Origin of the sequence: Listeria monocytogenes ATCC 19117, from assembly GCF_000307025.1 — a bacterium.
Taxonomy (GTDB): domain Bacteria; phylum Bacillota; class Bacilli; order Lactobacillales; family Listeriaceae; genus Listeria; species Listeria monocytogenes_B.
This window is the reverse complement of the sequence record NC_018584.1, coordinates 110,647-123,406: the sequence shown is the minus strand read 5'-3', so window position 1 is coordinate 123,406 and position 12,760 is coordinate 110,647. Positions and strand designations below refer to the sequence as shown.

Annotated in this window: 15 protein-coding genes; 2 read left to right on the top strand and 13 right to left on the bottom strand. The window is 38.0% G+C overall.

Annotated elements, in window-relative coordinates; translation table 11 throughout:
• Positions 1–3: 3 nt before the first annotated feature.
• From LMOATCC19117_RS00635 to LMOATCC19117_RS00615, 5 genes are all read right to left on the bottom strand, one after another.
• The gene (locus LMOATCC19117_RS00635; RefSeq protein WP_003734723.1) at positions 4–906 is read right to left on the bottom strand and encodes an ROK family protein; all 903 of its coding nucleotides are present in this window, start codon (positions 904–906) and stop codon (positions 4–6) included.
• Positions 907–1,008: 102 nt separating this feature from the next.
• Entirely contained in the window at positions 1,009–3,279 is a 2,271-nt protein-coding gene (chiB, locus tag LMOATCC19117_RS00630) for a chitinase ChiB (RefSeq protein ID WP_003734724.1), read from the bottom strand.
• Positions 3,280–3,569: 290 nt separating this feature from the next.
• Complete coding sequence (locus LMOATCC19117_RS00625) at positions 3,570–3,941, bottom strand: hypothetical protein (RefSeq protein ID WP_003724936.1); 372 nt, start codon at positions 3,939–3,941, stop codon at positions 3,570–3,572.
• A 95-nt stretch (positions 3,942–4,036) separates the two neighbouring features.
• A complete protein-coding gene (locus LMOATCC19117_RS00620; protein ID WP_003731589.1) occupies positions 4,037–4,669 on the bottom strand; it encodes a nitroreductase family protein in 633 nt (210 codons plus the stop codon).
• A gap of 13 nt (positions 4,670–4,682) precedes the next feature.
• Positions 4,683–4,973, bottom strand: coding sequence for a putative quinol monooxygenase (locus LMOATCC19117_RS00615; RefSeq protein WP_003742434.1), 291 nt, complete (start codon positions 4,971–4,973; stop codon positions 4,683–4,685).
• Positions 4,974–5,084: 111 nt separating this feature from the next.
• Here LMOATCC19117_RS00615 and LMOATCC19117_RS00610 point away from each other — a divergent pair, with 111 nt between their 5' ends.
• Both LMOATCC19117_RS00610 and LMOATCC19117_RS00605 read left to right on the top strand, forming a co-directional pair.
• Positions 5,085–5,378 carry an ArsR/SmtB family transcription factor gene (locus LMOATCC19117_RS00610; RefSeq protein ID WP_003724933.1) on the top strand — a complete coding sequence of 98 codons (294 nt, stop codon included), beginning with the start codon at positions 5,085–5,087 and terminating at the stop codon, positions 5,376–5,378.
• A gap of 114 nt (positions 5,379–5,492) precedes the next feature.
• A complete protein-coding gene (locus LMOATCC19117_RS00605; RefSeq protein WP_003734725.1) occupies positions 5,493–7,010 on the top strand; it encodes a polysaccharide pyruvyl transferase family protein in 1,518 nt (505 codons plus the stop codon).
• Positions 7,011–7,050: 40 nt separating this feature from the next.
• Here LMOATCC19117_RS00605 and LMOATCC19117_RS00600 read toward each other — a convergent pair whose 3' ends face one another.
• The 8 genes from LMOATCC19117_RS00600 to LMOATCC19117_RS00565 all read right to left on the bottom strand — a co-directional run bounded on the left by LMOATCC19117_RS00600 (position 7,051) and on the right by LMOATCC19117_RS00565 (position 12,757).
• On the bottom strand, positions 7,051–7,401 hold the full coding sequence (locus tag LMOATCC19117_RS00600; protein WP_003721726.1) for a DUF2200 domain-containing protein: 351 nt from the start codon (positions 7,399–7,401) through the stop codon (positions 7,051–7,053).
• A 133-nt stretch (positions 7,402–7,534) separates the two neighbouring features.
• The gene (locus tag LMOATCC19117_RS00595; RefSeq protein ID WP_003728363.1) at positions 7,535–7,924 is read right to left on the bottom strand and encodes a DUF956 family protein; all 390 of its coding nucleotides are present in this window, start codon (positions 7,922–7,924) and stop codon (positions 7,535–7,537) included.
• Between the two features lie 126 nt (positions 7,925–8,050).
• Positions 8,051–8,962 (bottom strand): PTS system mannose/fructose/sorbose family transporter subunit IID, encoded by a 912-nt coding sequence (locus LMOATCC19117_RS00590; RefSeq protein WP_003721724.1) that lies wholly within the window; start codon positions 8,960–8,962, stop codon positions 8,051–8,053.
• Between the two features lie 21 nt (positions 8,963–8,983).
• Positions 8,984–9,790, bottom strand: coding sequence for a PTS mannose/fructose/sorbose transporter subunit IIC (locus LMOATCC19117_RS00585; protein WP_003724931.1), 807 nt, complete (start codon positions 9,788–9,790; stop codon positions 8,984–8,986).
• Positions 9,791–9,813: 23 nt separating this feature from the next.
• Positions 9,814–10,779 (bottom strand): mannose/fructose/sorbose PTS transporter subunit IIA, encoded by a 966-nt coding sequence (locus tag LMOATCC19117_RS00580; RefSeq protein ID WP_014928999.1) that lies wholly within the window; start codon positions 10,777–10,779, stop codon positions 9,814–9,816.
• 297 nt (positions 10,780–11,076) lie between these two features.
• Positions 11,077–11,709 carry a hypothetical protein gene (locus LMOATCC19117_RS00575; protein ID WP_003728364.1) on the bottom strand — a complete coding sequence of 211 codons (633 nt, stop codon included), beginning with the start codon at positions 11,707–11,709 and terminating at the stop codon, positions 11,077–11,079.
• A 174-nt stretch (positions 11,710–11,883) separates the two neighbouring features.
• Entirely contained in the window at positions 11,884–12,444 is a 561-nt protein-coding gene (locus LMOATCC19117_RS00570; protein WP_003724929.1) for a hypothetical protein, read from the bottom strand.
• Positions 12,425–12,757, bottom strand: coding sequence for a hypothetical protein (locus LMOATCC19117_RS00565; RefSeq protein ID WP_003724928.1), 333 nt, complete (start codon positions 12,755–12,757; stop codon positions 12,425–12,427). The genes LMOATCC19117_RS00570 and LMOATCC19117_RS00565 overlap by 20 nt, the downstream gene beginning before the upstream one ends.
• Between the last annotated feature and the right edge of the window lie 3 nt (positions 12,758–12,760).

Below are 12,760 nucleotides of genomic sequence, written 5' to 3'. Positions count from 1 at the left end.
TAGTTACCTTTTATTTTGCGCATCCATTTGTAAAAAGAAATTATACAATGCTCCGTACAAATTCGCATCATTTTGGAAATGACAAGTGACGATTTTCGGTTGTGCGGCATGATAAGGATTAGCATCTTTTATTTCTGCGACAGCTTCGTTTAGTCTATCAACAACAACTGGTTGAGCGCTAATGCCACCACCAATTGCAATAATTTCCGGATCAATCAAATACTGGATATTTAAAATTTGAGATGTTAATTCATAAATATACACATCAAAAATAGCATTCGCTTCTTCATCGCCTTGGTTAATTAATTCGAAAACCTGCTCACCATCTTTTTTATTGGGTAAATTCTTCTTTGATGCAATGCGCTTAATTAACTCCACCGCTGATCCAGTTCTTCCAAAGAATGTACCTCGCAATTTCTTCGTATCAAAAGAAGTCTCCATAAAACTAACTTCTCCCGCCATCAAATGATAGCCAGATTGTAATTTACCATCCATAATAATTCCGCCACCAACGCCACTTCCAAGCGTTAAAATCGCCGCGCTATGTACATTTTTTGCCACACCTAACCAAAGTTCCGCTAAAGCCGCACTCTTCGCATCATTTTGCAAGACAACGGGAACATGACATTCACGCGCTAGCATTTCAGCCAAATTTTTCTCATGCATAAATAATAGCGAGCCACCTTGGTAAATCACGCCTTTTTCCGTATCTACCACTCCCGGACAACTCACAGCTATGCCCTTCACTTCTGTACTATAGGGGCGCCACTTTTCGACCATTTGAGCTACAAGTTCTTCTGCACTTTTGGCAGTTGTAGGGAATTTATCTTTCATTTTCACCGTACCGTTATTTTCCATCAACGCAAATTTAACAAAAGTTCCACCAATATCGTATACAAAATACATCCTTCTGCACCCTCTCTTGTCGCTTTTATTCATTGTAATACGTTTGGTCACTTTTTCAAATAAAAACAGAGATTCTCCGAAAAGAATCTCTGTTTTTGTCTATTAATTTATTAACAACCAAGGACCCCACTGTTCAGCTCCTGGCTCATTTCCCTGAGTCCACCACTGTGCTTCATATGTTTTCCCTTTGTAAGAAACCCTATCTCCCTTATTGTACGTTTTGGCAGCGTCCCATGCTGGAGTTGCTGGTGGTGTTGCCGCATCAAGCGTTGTTACAGTTAGGACCGAGCTTGCTGCCGAGAAATTCCCCGCCGCATCATATGCCTTTACTGTATAAGAATACGCTGTTTTTGCAGTTAAGCCACTATCTGTAAAAGTAGTTCCTGAAACAGAGCCAACTTCGGTCCCATTTCGGTACACTTTATATCCAGCCACTGCTTTATTGTCCGTTGAAGCTGTCCACGTTAGAGTAGCAGATTTATCGGTTACATTAGAAGATGCAAGTGCTTTTGGTACTGTTGGAGCTTCTGTATCGCTTGGATCAGGTACAACAGTTCCCCCGCCAAAAATCGTTTGTTTACCAAATTCGACACTCGATTTTACCATCCGTTGTGTTAAATCAATTTTAGAAATGTTAGCTACATCCACACTAGATGCACTCGATTTTAAACGGAACGTATAAGATGCGCCTTGCGGAATTTGTTGCGCGTCGTATACAGAAGCTAAATCAACTACTGTATTGCCACCTGAAGTAGTAACTGTACCCGCTTTATAATCGCCAGCAGTTAACGTTTCGCCCGCTTTTACTGGAATATAAAACTTAGGTAATTTCACTGTTTCAAACGATAGCTCAGTTGATTTCAAAACTTCATTGGTTTCGTCCGCTTTTTCATTGTTTGTAATTGTAATTTCGTACCCGACCCCATTTTCGCTATAAGGTTTCACTGTCGCTACCACATTTAAATTCGCATAAGTAATCGCGTTTTGCGGGATAGCGTTTGTGCCGAATAATCCTGATTTAATCGCCTTTGTGAGTTCATCGCGCTTAGTCGAAGTCGTTGTTTTATCCTGCGACTGCATCCAAGAAATCATCCCACCAAGATTATTATCTTTTACATATTGTGCCTTATAGCCAATCGAGCGCGTATTGTCATATGTGTAAAACTCCCCAGTTTCCTTACTATAAAGATACGGCGCCTTGGCAGTATCATCCCAATATTCTTTCAATGTTGGCGTTTTAGCTTTTAGCGCATCAATACTTCTATACGCCCAAACTCCGCCAGCACGGCCCCCATCGCCTGTTTTAATTGGGTTTTCGTTGTTTGCCCCGTAAGTAAGCGAGCCATCCGCATCTTTATTCGTTTTTTCAGCAGCTTGGAAAAGCCCTGGCAATGCCGTATCCGTTCCAGCAGCTACTTTATTCCAGCCTCGAGTGTAAAATGCTGCCCCAACAACAATTTTATTCGAAACTGCTCCCTTTTCTTTTAAGTATTTAACGGTTTGGTCGACAGAAAAACCACTATCATAATTCGGATCTTTCGGATTGCCGTAAAGCGCTGTATGATGCGCACTATTCGGTGTCCAAGCACCATTTAAGTCATACGTCATCACATTCGCAAAATCGACTACTTTAAATAAATTCGCTACATCAATCCCATTTTCTAAAGTAGATTTTGCAGCTGGTAAAGCAACCGATAATTCGTATTTCTTGTTAATATCCACGCCTTGTTTATCCAAAGCCGTTCTTAAATCTTGTAAAAGTGTAATAAAGTTTTGCTTATCCGCAGGTTTTGCATTTGGTGTGCCTTCATCGTTTTTATTATCAACAAGGTCAGCGTCCCGTACCGAAGCAGGATATTCCCAGTCCAAATCAACAAAATCCATATTGGTATATTTCACAAACTTCATCACGTTTTTCACAAAGTTAGCCCGTTTTGTTGGATCCGCTGCAACTGTCGAGAAATCTCCCGACTTAGACCAGCCTCCAACTGAAAGCCCTATTTTCAAATTCGGATTTTGAGCGCGCAAATCTTGAATCGCATTCAAAACGCCTGCATTTGCTCCGCCCCATTGAACTCCCTCTTGTCCAACAGGCGCCCCAACAGCAGCATCTTTATCAGTAAAAACTAAATCCCCATTACTATTAAAATCCAGAAAAGCAAAATTCAAATGTGTTAATTGATCAGCTGGAATATCTTTCGGATAAAAGTTCCCTTCTCCTCCCCAAATCGACCAATCACCGTAATACATAACATTTCGATACTGTGGTACATTTTCAGCCGCTTTCGCCCGTTTTGGCTCTGCACCAATTGATACAACCACTAACGATAAAACTAACAACACAACAGAAGTAATACTAAAAAGCTTTTTCATCTTCTTATTCATCTCTTCACCCCGATTTTTGATTTATAAACCTCATTTCGGTAGTTCTAAGTTTGTCTCTCTGTACCCCTTTTTGTGTGGTTGCCCGAATGTTCTTCTCTCTAATTTCCTCCCTCCAATTAAAGATTCATTCCGAGCATCTGTATATCATGCAATTATCATGCCAAAAGAAAGCGCTGTCATTCTGCGGTTTAAGACCCCTTCCTAAGATACACAGATGGAATAAAAACTTACACAGATAAAAAAAGCATGAGAACATATCCCACGCTATCCATGAATTACTATTTAATTTTCACAAATTCAAACCAATGCTTTCGCGAATAAAAAAATGATGCCAAACAAAGTATTAACGCAATGACTGTAGACTCCCAACTAGTGGCCAAAAGTCCGAAAAAAAGAAATGGAAACATTGAATAATTTAATATTAGTGCTTTACGGTTAATCCGCACAATAACATCATTATTATTTTCCAAAACCGCTTCCTGACTCCCATAAAACCAATTAGTCACGCAAACCTTTGTTTTCTCCATCTTAGGCATAAAAAAATGAGACTGATGATTGTCGAGTTTTACAATTTCTTCATTTTCGATTCTAATTTTCACCGGAGTAATACCGCTGCCAATTCCAGTTTTACGAGTTATTTTGATAGTCATAGTTGCTTCTCCTCCTTGGCTGTATGTTATTTTAATTATATCAAGAAAGGAACAAAAAAAGAACAAGGAAATATCAGCTATTTCCTTGCCCTCTTTTAAGCAAAAGTCGTAACATCCGTAATTGGTAATCGATAAGACTGGTAGCCAGAATTTTTAGCTTTACCGATAGAAACAATCATAACCGGTACATAACGCTCTGGATCCATATTGAAGGCCTCAGCAACTTCCGTACGTTCAAAACCACCAATTGGATTTGTATCATAACCATGCGCCCGAGCAACTAACATTAATTGCATCGCTACAATTCCGCCGTCAATAAGGACTACACGTTCTGCTTCTGTGCGCGGAATGGATGCAAAGTACTGGCTTAATTTAGCCATTTGTTGTTCTTTCACTTCTGCCGGCATCAAGCCGCGTTCAACTGATTCTCCGTAAATTTTTTCACCGTTTTCAAAATTCTCTAAGTCGCCAAAAACTAAAATCATCGCGGAAGAAGATTCATTTTGACGTGTATTAAAGCGAACTAACGAGCTTAATTTTTCTTTACCCGCATCACTTTCCACGACCACAAAACGCCATGGTTGCATGTTTACAGAGGAAGGAGCCGTTACCGCGTCCTCTAGAATAGCTTTCATTTCTTCTTGGCTAATTTTCACCGTTTCATCGTATTCTCGAATCGAGCGGCGGTTTTTCATTAAGTCTTCAAAATCATTATTTACATAAGTCATATTATGGTCCTCCTTATCGCGCAAGTGGCGTTAATACTGAAATTTCAAGTTCTTTAGCAACAAAATCAGCAGCCAATTTCTGGAATTTTTTGAAATGCTCGCTGTCGTTGTGTTGTTGAATGGCTTCCATATCCGCCCATTTTTCTAACATATAAAAAACTGTTTCGTTTTCCGTTGATTGCACTAATTCATAACCATGATTCCCAGCTTCTGCTCTTGATGCAGCAATAACTTCCTTAGTCGCCTGCAAAAAAGCTTCGGTTTGTTCTTTTTTGACCGTAATTTGCGCTTCAATATGCAACATTTCCCAACAACTTCTTTCAGATTTGATAGTTCGATTAATTTCGAACTATCATAATATAACATAGCAGCAAGTTCCGCGCAATTAAAATGTAAGTTATGATATGATATTTATATGAAAAAGTTAAATGAGCTCTCAAAATCAGATTTATTATTAATTTTCCAAGCATTAAGCGATCCAATCCGTCTTGATATTTTCCTATGTTTACTGAAAAGCAAAGAAAAACGCTTCTCTGGCACAACTTACAATATCTCCAAATCTACCATGTCTCACCACATTAAACTGCTTAAAGAAGCAAAACTTATTAATTTAAGAAAGGAAGGAACCACGCATATTTATTCGGTGAATGAAGCATTAGTGGAAGAAATCGGCTACTTCTTTGATGCATGTAAACATAATCACAAATAAACCATGAATTTCATCTTTAAAATTGTTAACCAGGTTAATATTTTGATATACTTTAAATATTAACTTACTTAAGGATGTGGTTTTTTAGTGAAGCGAATACTCATTAGATCGGGTATGCGACCGACCAATGTCTACACGCCGGAAGACATCTATTTAAAGGATCGAACCGGGTTTAACAATGGTAATCTTGCGTATCAATATAGCATTTATCGAGCTTTGTGGAATGATGATGTAGAAATACATGCTGACGGTCTTTCATCTAACCCCAATCTCGCAGAAAAAATCAATGAAAATTACGACCTCTATGTTATGCCTTTAGCTGACGCATTTCGAGACGACTTTAGGCCAGTACTCCGCAATTACACCCAACTCATTCGCAAATTAAAAATCCCAGTCATCGTAACAGGCGTCGGGTTAAGAGCGAATTACGAACCACAACTAGACGAAGGTTTTTCTTTTGATGAAGATGTTACTAACTTTGTTAAAGCAGTCCTAGAAAAATCAGCTCAAATTGGGGTTCGAGGACAAATTACTGCAGATTATTTAAAAAAACTAGGATTTAACGCAGAACTTGACTTCCGAGTAATTGGTTGTCCGTCCCTTTATACATTCGGACGAGAAATAAAATTAAGAGATTTTCACTTAACAGATCAATCCACCATCGCTATTAATGCATCCCCAACTTCTTCAGAAATAGCTATCAATTTCCTTAACAACATGATTACTACATATAAAGACTATCACTTTATCCCTCAACACCTAGACGAATTCCATTTAATGTATGCCGGCGGTCCAGATATCTCTAGTGATATCAATGGCTACCCAACAAATATCCAACATAAGTATTATCAAGAAGGTCGAGTAAAATATTTCACTAGCATGCCTAGTTGGTTCGATTTTGTGAAGAAAGTTGATTTTAGCATTGGCTCTCGCCTACATGGAAACGTCATTCCAACAATAGTCGGAACACCTAATATTTCTTTCGTACAAGATGCCAGAATGCGTGAACTAGCTTCCTACCATGCGCTTCCTCACGTAACCATCGATGAATTAGAAAAAACCAACAACCTCCAAGAATTACTAACTAAAGTGGACCTGAAATCAGCCGAAAAAGTCCAAGCAAGAAATTTTGATAATTATATTGATTTCTTAGATACTAATGGTCTCAATCATATCTATAAATACGATAAAAACAGAAAATCAGCTCCCATGGATGAACTTATAAACTCCATTACTTTCCCAACAAGTCCAGACCCCATTTCCATATTAAACCCTCAAGAAATGCTAAACCGAGTAAAAATCTCCACCAATTTATTAAAAGAAAGACATGATTTTAGCACAAGATACCGCGTCAATCTCGTAAATAATCAACTTACCCAACTGAAAAAAACAACTTCTGAACAAAACAAAAAATACCAACAAAAAATTACTGAAACACAAGAAAAAAATCAGCAATTAGAAAAACAACTGACAGATACTAAACAAAAATTACAGTTGACGATTAATAAAAATCACGAACTAACTAATAAAATCAGACATTATCAAGGAACATTAAACCGAAAATCTGTAAAAACTACTTTAAAAGTAGCGAACTCTCTAGCAAATTTAAAAAAGAAAGTCTCCAGAAGCTAAGCAATAAAAAAGCAGCCATCCAAATCCGGCTGCTTTTTTCTTATTTCCTTAAAATCTTCTCCATTTTTTTCCCTTTTGCGAGTTCATCCACCAATTTATCCAAATAACGAATTTGTTGCATTAGTTTATCTTCAATTTCTTCTACTCGGTAGCCGCAAATAACTCCGGTGATTAAGGAAGCATTCGGATTCATTTTTGGTGCTTCGGCAAAGAAGGTCTCGAAATCAATTGCTTGGTCGATTGCTTGTTGCAAAGAATCTTGATCATAGCCGGTTAGCCAAAAAATAATTTCATCCACTTCTTCTTTTGTGCGGTCTTTTTTCTCCGCTTTTTGTATGTAAAGAGGGTATACACTAGCGAATGACATCGTGTAGATTCTTGGTTTTTTCATGTTGGTGTTCCTCCTTCGTTTACTTTTGATTTCACTTTCTATTGTACCAAAATGTGCTGTTTGTTCAATTATTATGTACGAAAAAAAGCATCAACAGACATAAATCCATTGAAGCTTTTCGGTATAAATCGGCTTATTTATTTTTGTTTTTCTTCTTGCTAAATATCGACCGAAACGAGCGCTTCATAACATCAAAGAAACTGAGCGAGCTCACCATATTGGCTGGGTCGACATAAACTCGTATTTTACGTAAAACTTCTTTAGGTCGTTTAGAAGCAAATGTGTATGTGCCGTTGCGCTTTGTTTTAATGGCGTAGCGAGGGATCCACTTACCTTTTAGCATAACGGATACGATAACTTGATCTACTTCTTCCCAAGGGATTTGGACGAATTTACGCACATCACGTGAGTTAAAAAATTCAAAACCTTTGTCGCCAATCATAATTTTCCCGTAATCTGTAAGTCCAGTATACGCGGTGGCATCTATTGTTAAGTCTACCTTTGTATTAATCGATTGAACCAACTGTATTCGCTCCATTTCTTTTCGCTTGTTTTGTTTATTATACCGTATTCGTTTATCTGTGTCATATATCTAAACGAAAAGAGGCTCGGTGAATATTGCACCAGCCTCTTTTCGATCAGCTTATTTTTACAGAAGCCCGATTAAGTGACCAACTATACCAACTACGAATAGACCTAGAATGATGATAATTGGGCTGATTTTTTTCTTAAGTAACCACATACATAGGAATGTAAGAGCTACTGCTGCAAGTCCTGGGATTAAGTTATCCAAGTTATTTTGCAAGGTTGTTACTTTAATTTCAGAAAGAGCTAAACCTGCTTGTTGTTGTTCTAAAGCAGTTTTGATACCTTGAGCGCCTTGTGGAAGATGACTCCAATCAATATACGCACCTTCATCAAGTTTAACTTTCGAGATAATTGGCGCAAACTGGATATTTACCCATCTCTGCACCAAGGCGGCGAGGACGAACATCCCGAGTATCGAAGCACCTTTTGTAATGTCTTGTAGTAATCCACCAGAAAGGTCATCAGTAATTTTCGAACCAGCTTTGTAGCCGAATTCTTGTGTATACCACATGAAGCCCCAACGGATTACGTTCCAAGCAACGAAGAATAAGATTGGTCCAAGAATGTTTCCACTCAAGGCAAGAGAAGCACCTAATGCTCCTAACATTGGACGAATTGTAAACCAGAATACTGGATCACCAACACCAGCTAGAGGTCCCATCATACCAACTTTAACCCCTTGAATTGCTACATCATCAACTTCTGCTCCATTGGCACGTTCTTCTTCAAGAGCAAGTGTTACCCCTAGAATTGGAGATGCAATATATGGATGTGTATTAAAGAATTCTAAGTGACGTTTTAGAGCTTGCGAACGATCTTCTTTAGTTTTATATAATTTTTTAATAGCGGGAATCATAGAGAATGCCCAGCCACCATTTTGCATACGTTCGTAGTTCCATGAACCTTGAATGAACGTAGAGCGCCATGCTACGCGTAGACGGTCTCTCTTTGATAATTCGATTTTTTCTGCCATTCTATTCTCCTCCTTTTTTTATTAATAGTCGTTTAATATATCGCCCAGTGGATCGCGAGAGTTTCCGCCTCCACCGCCGTTTGAGTTACCGCCACCCATTTTAGATAGGTTAAGGTAAATAAGAGCAAGTGCAACACCTAGAGCACCAATTGCGATAAGTGTAAGTTGAGAAATTGCAGCTACTACGAAACCGATTACGAAGAACGGCCATACTTCTTTAGTAGCCATCATGTTGATAACTAGTGCATAACCAACGGCAACTACCATTCCTCCACCGATAGCCATACCATCTGTTAACCAAGCTGGCATTGCTTCTAAGAAAGATTGAACGCTGTCTGCTGGAATGAATAAAAGTGCTGCTGCAGGAATCGCGATACGAATACCTTGCATACAAATTGCTGAAATATGTAACCACTCTACGCTGCGTATATTCCCTTTTTCAGCGGCTCTGTCCATCAAGTGAACAATTGGAACTGCCAATGTACGAACGATCATTGTTAAGAAAAGACCTGCTACTGCTAGTGGAATTGCAATCGCGATTGCAGATGGAATACCTGCTACCCCTTGTCCACCTAATACTAATATAATTGCTGAAGCTACTGAGGCAAGCGCGGCATCTGGTGCTACGGCTGCTCCGATGTTTGCCCATCCAAGTGCGATCATTTGTAGAGTTCCGCCAAGGATGATACATGCTGTTAAGTTACCTGTTACGAGACCAATTAATGTACATGCGATTAATGGCTGATGGAACTGAAATTCATCTAGAATTCCTTCAATACCTGCTAAAAATGCAATAAGTACTACTAAAATTATTGATATGACAGACATAATAAACCTCCTATTTTAATTTTTTATTGTGTCTTTAGTTCGTGTTTTGCTTTTTTGATGATGTCTTCCATGTTTGCGCTTGAGTCATTAGGGACTTTACGCACATCGAATTTAACGCCTTTTTCTTTTAGTTTCTCAAAGGTTTCAACATCATCTTTCCCCATGGAAAGTACTTTGCTAACAACAACTTTACCTACAGAGTGAGCCATGGAACCAACGTTTACTTGTTCGATTTCTACGCCACCTTCAATTGCGCGTAAAACATCTTGAGGATTTTCGAATAATAAAAGTGCTTTTGTATTGCCGAAACGCGGATCTTTTGAAATCTCAATCATTTTTTGGACTGGGATAACGTTAGCTTTTACTCTTGGTGGTGCTGCTTGTTCGATTAATTTTTTACGAAGGTCGTCTTTTGCAACTGCATCTGAAACGACGATAATTCTTGTTGGGTGTGTTGCTTTTGTCCATGCAGTGGCTACTTGACCATGCAAGAGACGTGAATCAACACGAGTTAAAACGAATTCGATTTTGCCATCACCAACTGCAGCGATTTCTGCTTGTGGCTGTTCAGTAGCTGTTACTTGCGGCTGTAGTTCTTCTGGTTTAACGCGGACACCTTCTTGAGCTGGTGCAAGAATATTTGCTGCGATTTCGTGTGCGCTTTCCATTGTAAAACGTGATGAGAAAGCTTCAATCAGCATTGGCAAATTAAGTCCTGCTACGATTGCCCACTTATCTTTATGTAGTTCATAAAGACCGTTTGCTTGATTGAATGGTGTGCCTCCCCAAAGATCCACTAAGAATAAAACTTCATCTTGGCTATCAAAGGATGCAATTGCAGCTTCCATTTTAGCTTTGATGTCTTCTGGACCTTCGCTTGGCATCAAAGTGATTGCTTTAACGTTTTCTTGCTCGCCGAAAATCATTGTTCCGGACTGCAAAATACCTTCAGCAAATTCACCGTGAGTTGCGAGGATAATTCCTACCATCTTTTTCCCTCCTAATATAATTCATTTATTTTGCTACCCGCTATATTTATTGCAAGTTCTGTGCCAATTTATAGTATTACTCTCAAAACCCTTATACACCAATGATTTTAACATCTATATTAATACTATAATCATTAGTGTATCGCCTATTGATACAGAAAATACGTTTTGATTATTTAGTGTATCTGAAAATTGTTGTATCTATATCAAAAAAACGTAATAAATTTATCTTTTTTTATAGATCGCGTAAAAAAACCACGCAAATGTCATTTAAGCGTGGTTTTTTACAGGTCTGTTTTAAGCACAAGTTGCCTGATAAGGTCGAGTCAATAACCAAGGTGTTCCTTTTATATTTAAGTCACCTTCATTGACTAGTTCGTTTACAACTGACGACATAGTAGACACTGAGCATTTGGCAAATCTTGCTAGTACATTTATTCTTAACCATCTTGGAAATTCTGGTTTGTTCTCTGAATTTATTTGATAACGCTCGATAATTTTCGCCAAAATCATTTCCGCACGTTCTGCAGGATCAACAGAAATTAGCGTTCTTTGCCAGTCTAGACCTTTCTCAAAGTCTTCCGCTATTTCTAAGAAAAATGTTGGTAATAAATGTTGGTCTTCTAATTTTCCAATTAATTCTTCTGCTCGAATGATGCTATAAGAGGTATCTTCTAACGCCGTTAAGGTAATGTCTCCTTTTGTTGTAAAAATAATTCGTTGATCGATAAAAACACGATACAAATCATCTTTACCTTCCTCGTTTACTTGTACTAGTAAACCTTTCTCCATGACTATTACTTGTTCACGGTTCATCGTTATTTCGCCACCCGCCATTAATTTTTGACGCGTAAGGTGAAAATTTTTTATAATCCATGAATAAATCAACAAATCTTCTTTGACCAATTGATGGAATTCTAAAAAAGTCATTTGAATTTACTTCCTTTCGTTCATTTTCTTATGGCTAATCAACAGCTTATTTAAAGTATAGTACAAGTATGTTAGAAATATGTTAGAAAAATTCTTTTTTTATATTCATTTATAAAAAAGGATGCCACGTAGACATCCTCACTTTTCTTGGTTATGCTTTATTCACATTCTTAGTCATTTTAGTAGTTTCACATAGATGCGCTGCCAAACAATTAATGCCCCACACGCCACAAAAAAACTACAAATAGTTAGATAGGTTCTTATTCCGAACTGAATAACTCCCGGAAAATCTGCTACTTGTATAATAGAAAAATGCACTGACTTCATTGCAAAAAAACCAACAAAATAAAGCACTGTGATCAAAAGAAATCCTGCTAATTGCTTCATTTCGTTCTTCATTTTTTTAGGTACTCTTATCTTCTTCCAAAAAGAAAGTAAGTGGAATAGCCAACTACTCCAAAATATTAGCACCGTATATTGAAAAGGAATTGCGGTAATTTGTAATGTAATAAGGCTTACTGAAAGTGATGCTCCAATAACAATTAAAAAAGAAGTAACCTCTGCATTTAACTGATAGCGATTATGCCATAATTGATAGCGCTGGATTCGTTTTAAGGGTTCCTCAGCGCTACATAAAAAGCGCCGAATCCCCACCAAAATCAATAATATCGCCAGAAAAAAACCAAGTAATAAACCAATAATCAACAGAAGTGTACTAAAAAATTCGCTTGTCATCGGACCGCCTACTCTCTGTTTGTTTTCGCTTGTTTAGTCTTTCAAAAATCCGCTCCGCTTGCTCGGCATCCGTAGAAGCAAACTGTGCCATGATATTTGCTTCATTTTGTACTAAATGTAAATATCCAAGTGCCACAAAGATTGGGTCCGAAGCAACTGCATCTAAAATACTGATTTCACTATAGTCAAAAAAGCTTAAACAATCAATATGCTCTTCTAACACGGTTTGTTGTCCTTCTTTTGTATTAATAACAAAGCCCTCTACTTCTCCTTCAAAAAACTGCCCCATAGGCGAGACGATTTTAAGTTTCATTTC

Coding starts and splice junctions, on each gene's coding strand:
- LMOATCC19117_RS00635 (WP_003734723.1), bottom strand. CDS start 906: ATGTATTTTGTATACGATATTGGTGGAACTTTTGTTAAATTTGCGTTG.
- chiB (WP_003734724.1), bottom strand. CDS start 3,279: ATGAAAAAGCTTTTTAGTATTACTTCTGTTGTGTTGTTAGTTTTATCG.
- LMOATCC19117_RS00625 (WP_003724936.1), bottom strand. CDS start 3,941: ATGACTATCAAAATAACTCGTAAAACTGGAATTGGCAGCGGTATTACT.
- LMOATCC19117_RS00620 (WP_003731589.1), bottom strand. CDS start 4,669: ATGACTTATGTAAATAATGATTTTGAAGACTTAATGAAAAACCGCCGC.
- LMOATCC19117_RS00615 (WP_003742434.1), bottom strand. CDS start 4,973: ATGTTGCATATTGAAGCGCAAATTACGGTCAAAAAAGAACAAACCGAA.
- LMOATCC19117_RS00610 (WP_003724933.1), top strand. CDS start 5,085: ATGAAAAAGTTAAATGAGCTCTCAAAATCAGATTTATTATTAATTTTC.
- LMOATCC19117_RS00605 (WP_003734725.1), top strand. CDS start 5,493: ATGCGACCGACCAATGTCTACACGCCGGAAGACATCTATTTAAAGGAT.
- LMOATCC19117_RS00600 (WP_003721726.1), bottom strand. CDS start 7,401: ATGAAAAAACCAAGAATCTACACGATGTCATTCGCTAGTGTATACCCT.
- LMOATCC19117_RS00590 (WP_003721724.1), bottom strand. CDS start 8,962: ATGGCAGAAAAAATCGAATTATCAAAGAGAGACCGTCTACGCGTAGCA.
- LMOATCC19117_RS00585 (WP_003724931.1), bottom strand. CDS start 9,790: ATGTCTGTCATATCAATAATTTTAGTAGTACTTATTGCATTTTTAGCA.
- LMOATCC19117_RS00580 (WP_014928999.1), bottom strand. CDS start 10,779: ATGGTAGGAATTATCCTCGCAACTCACGGTGAATTTGCTGAAGGTATT.
- LMOATCC19117_RS00575 (WP_003728364.1), bottom strand. CDS start 11,709: ATGACTTTTTTAGAATTCCATCAATTGGTCAAAGAAGATTTGTTGATT.
- LMOATCC19117_RS00570 (WP_003724929.1), bottom strand. CDS start 12,444: ATGACAAGCGAATTTTTTAGTACACTTCTGTTGATTATTGGTTTATTA.
- LMOATCC19117_RS00565 (WP_003724928.1), bottom strand. CDS start 12,757: ATGAAACTTAAAATCGTCTCGCCTATGGGGCAGTTTTTTGAAGGAGAA.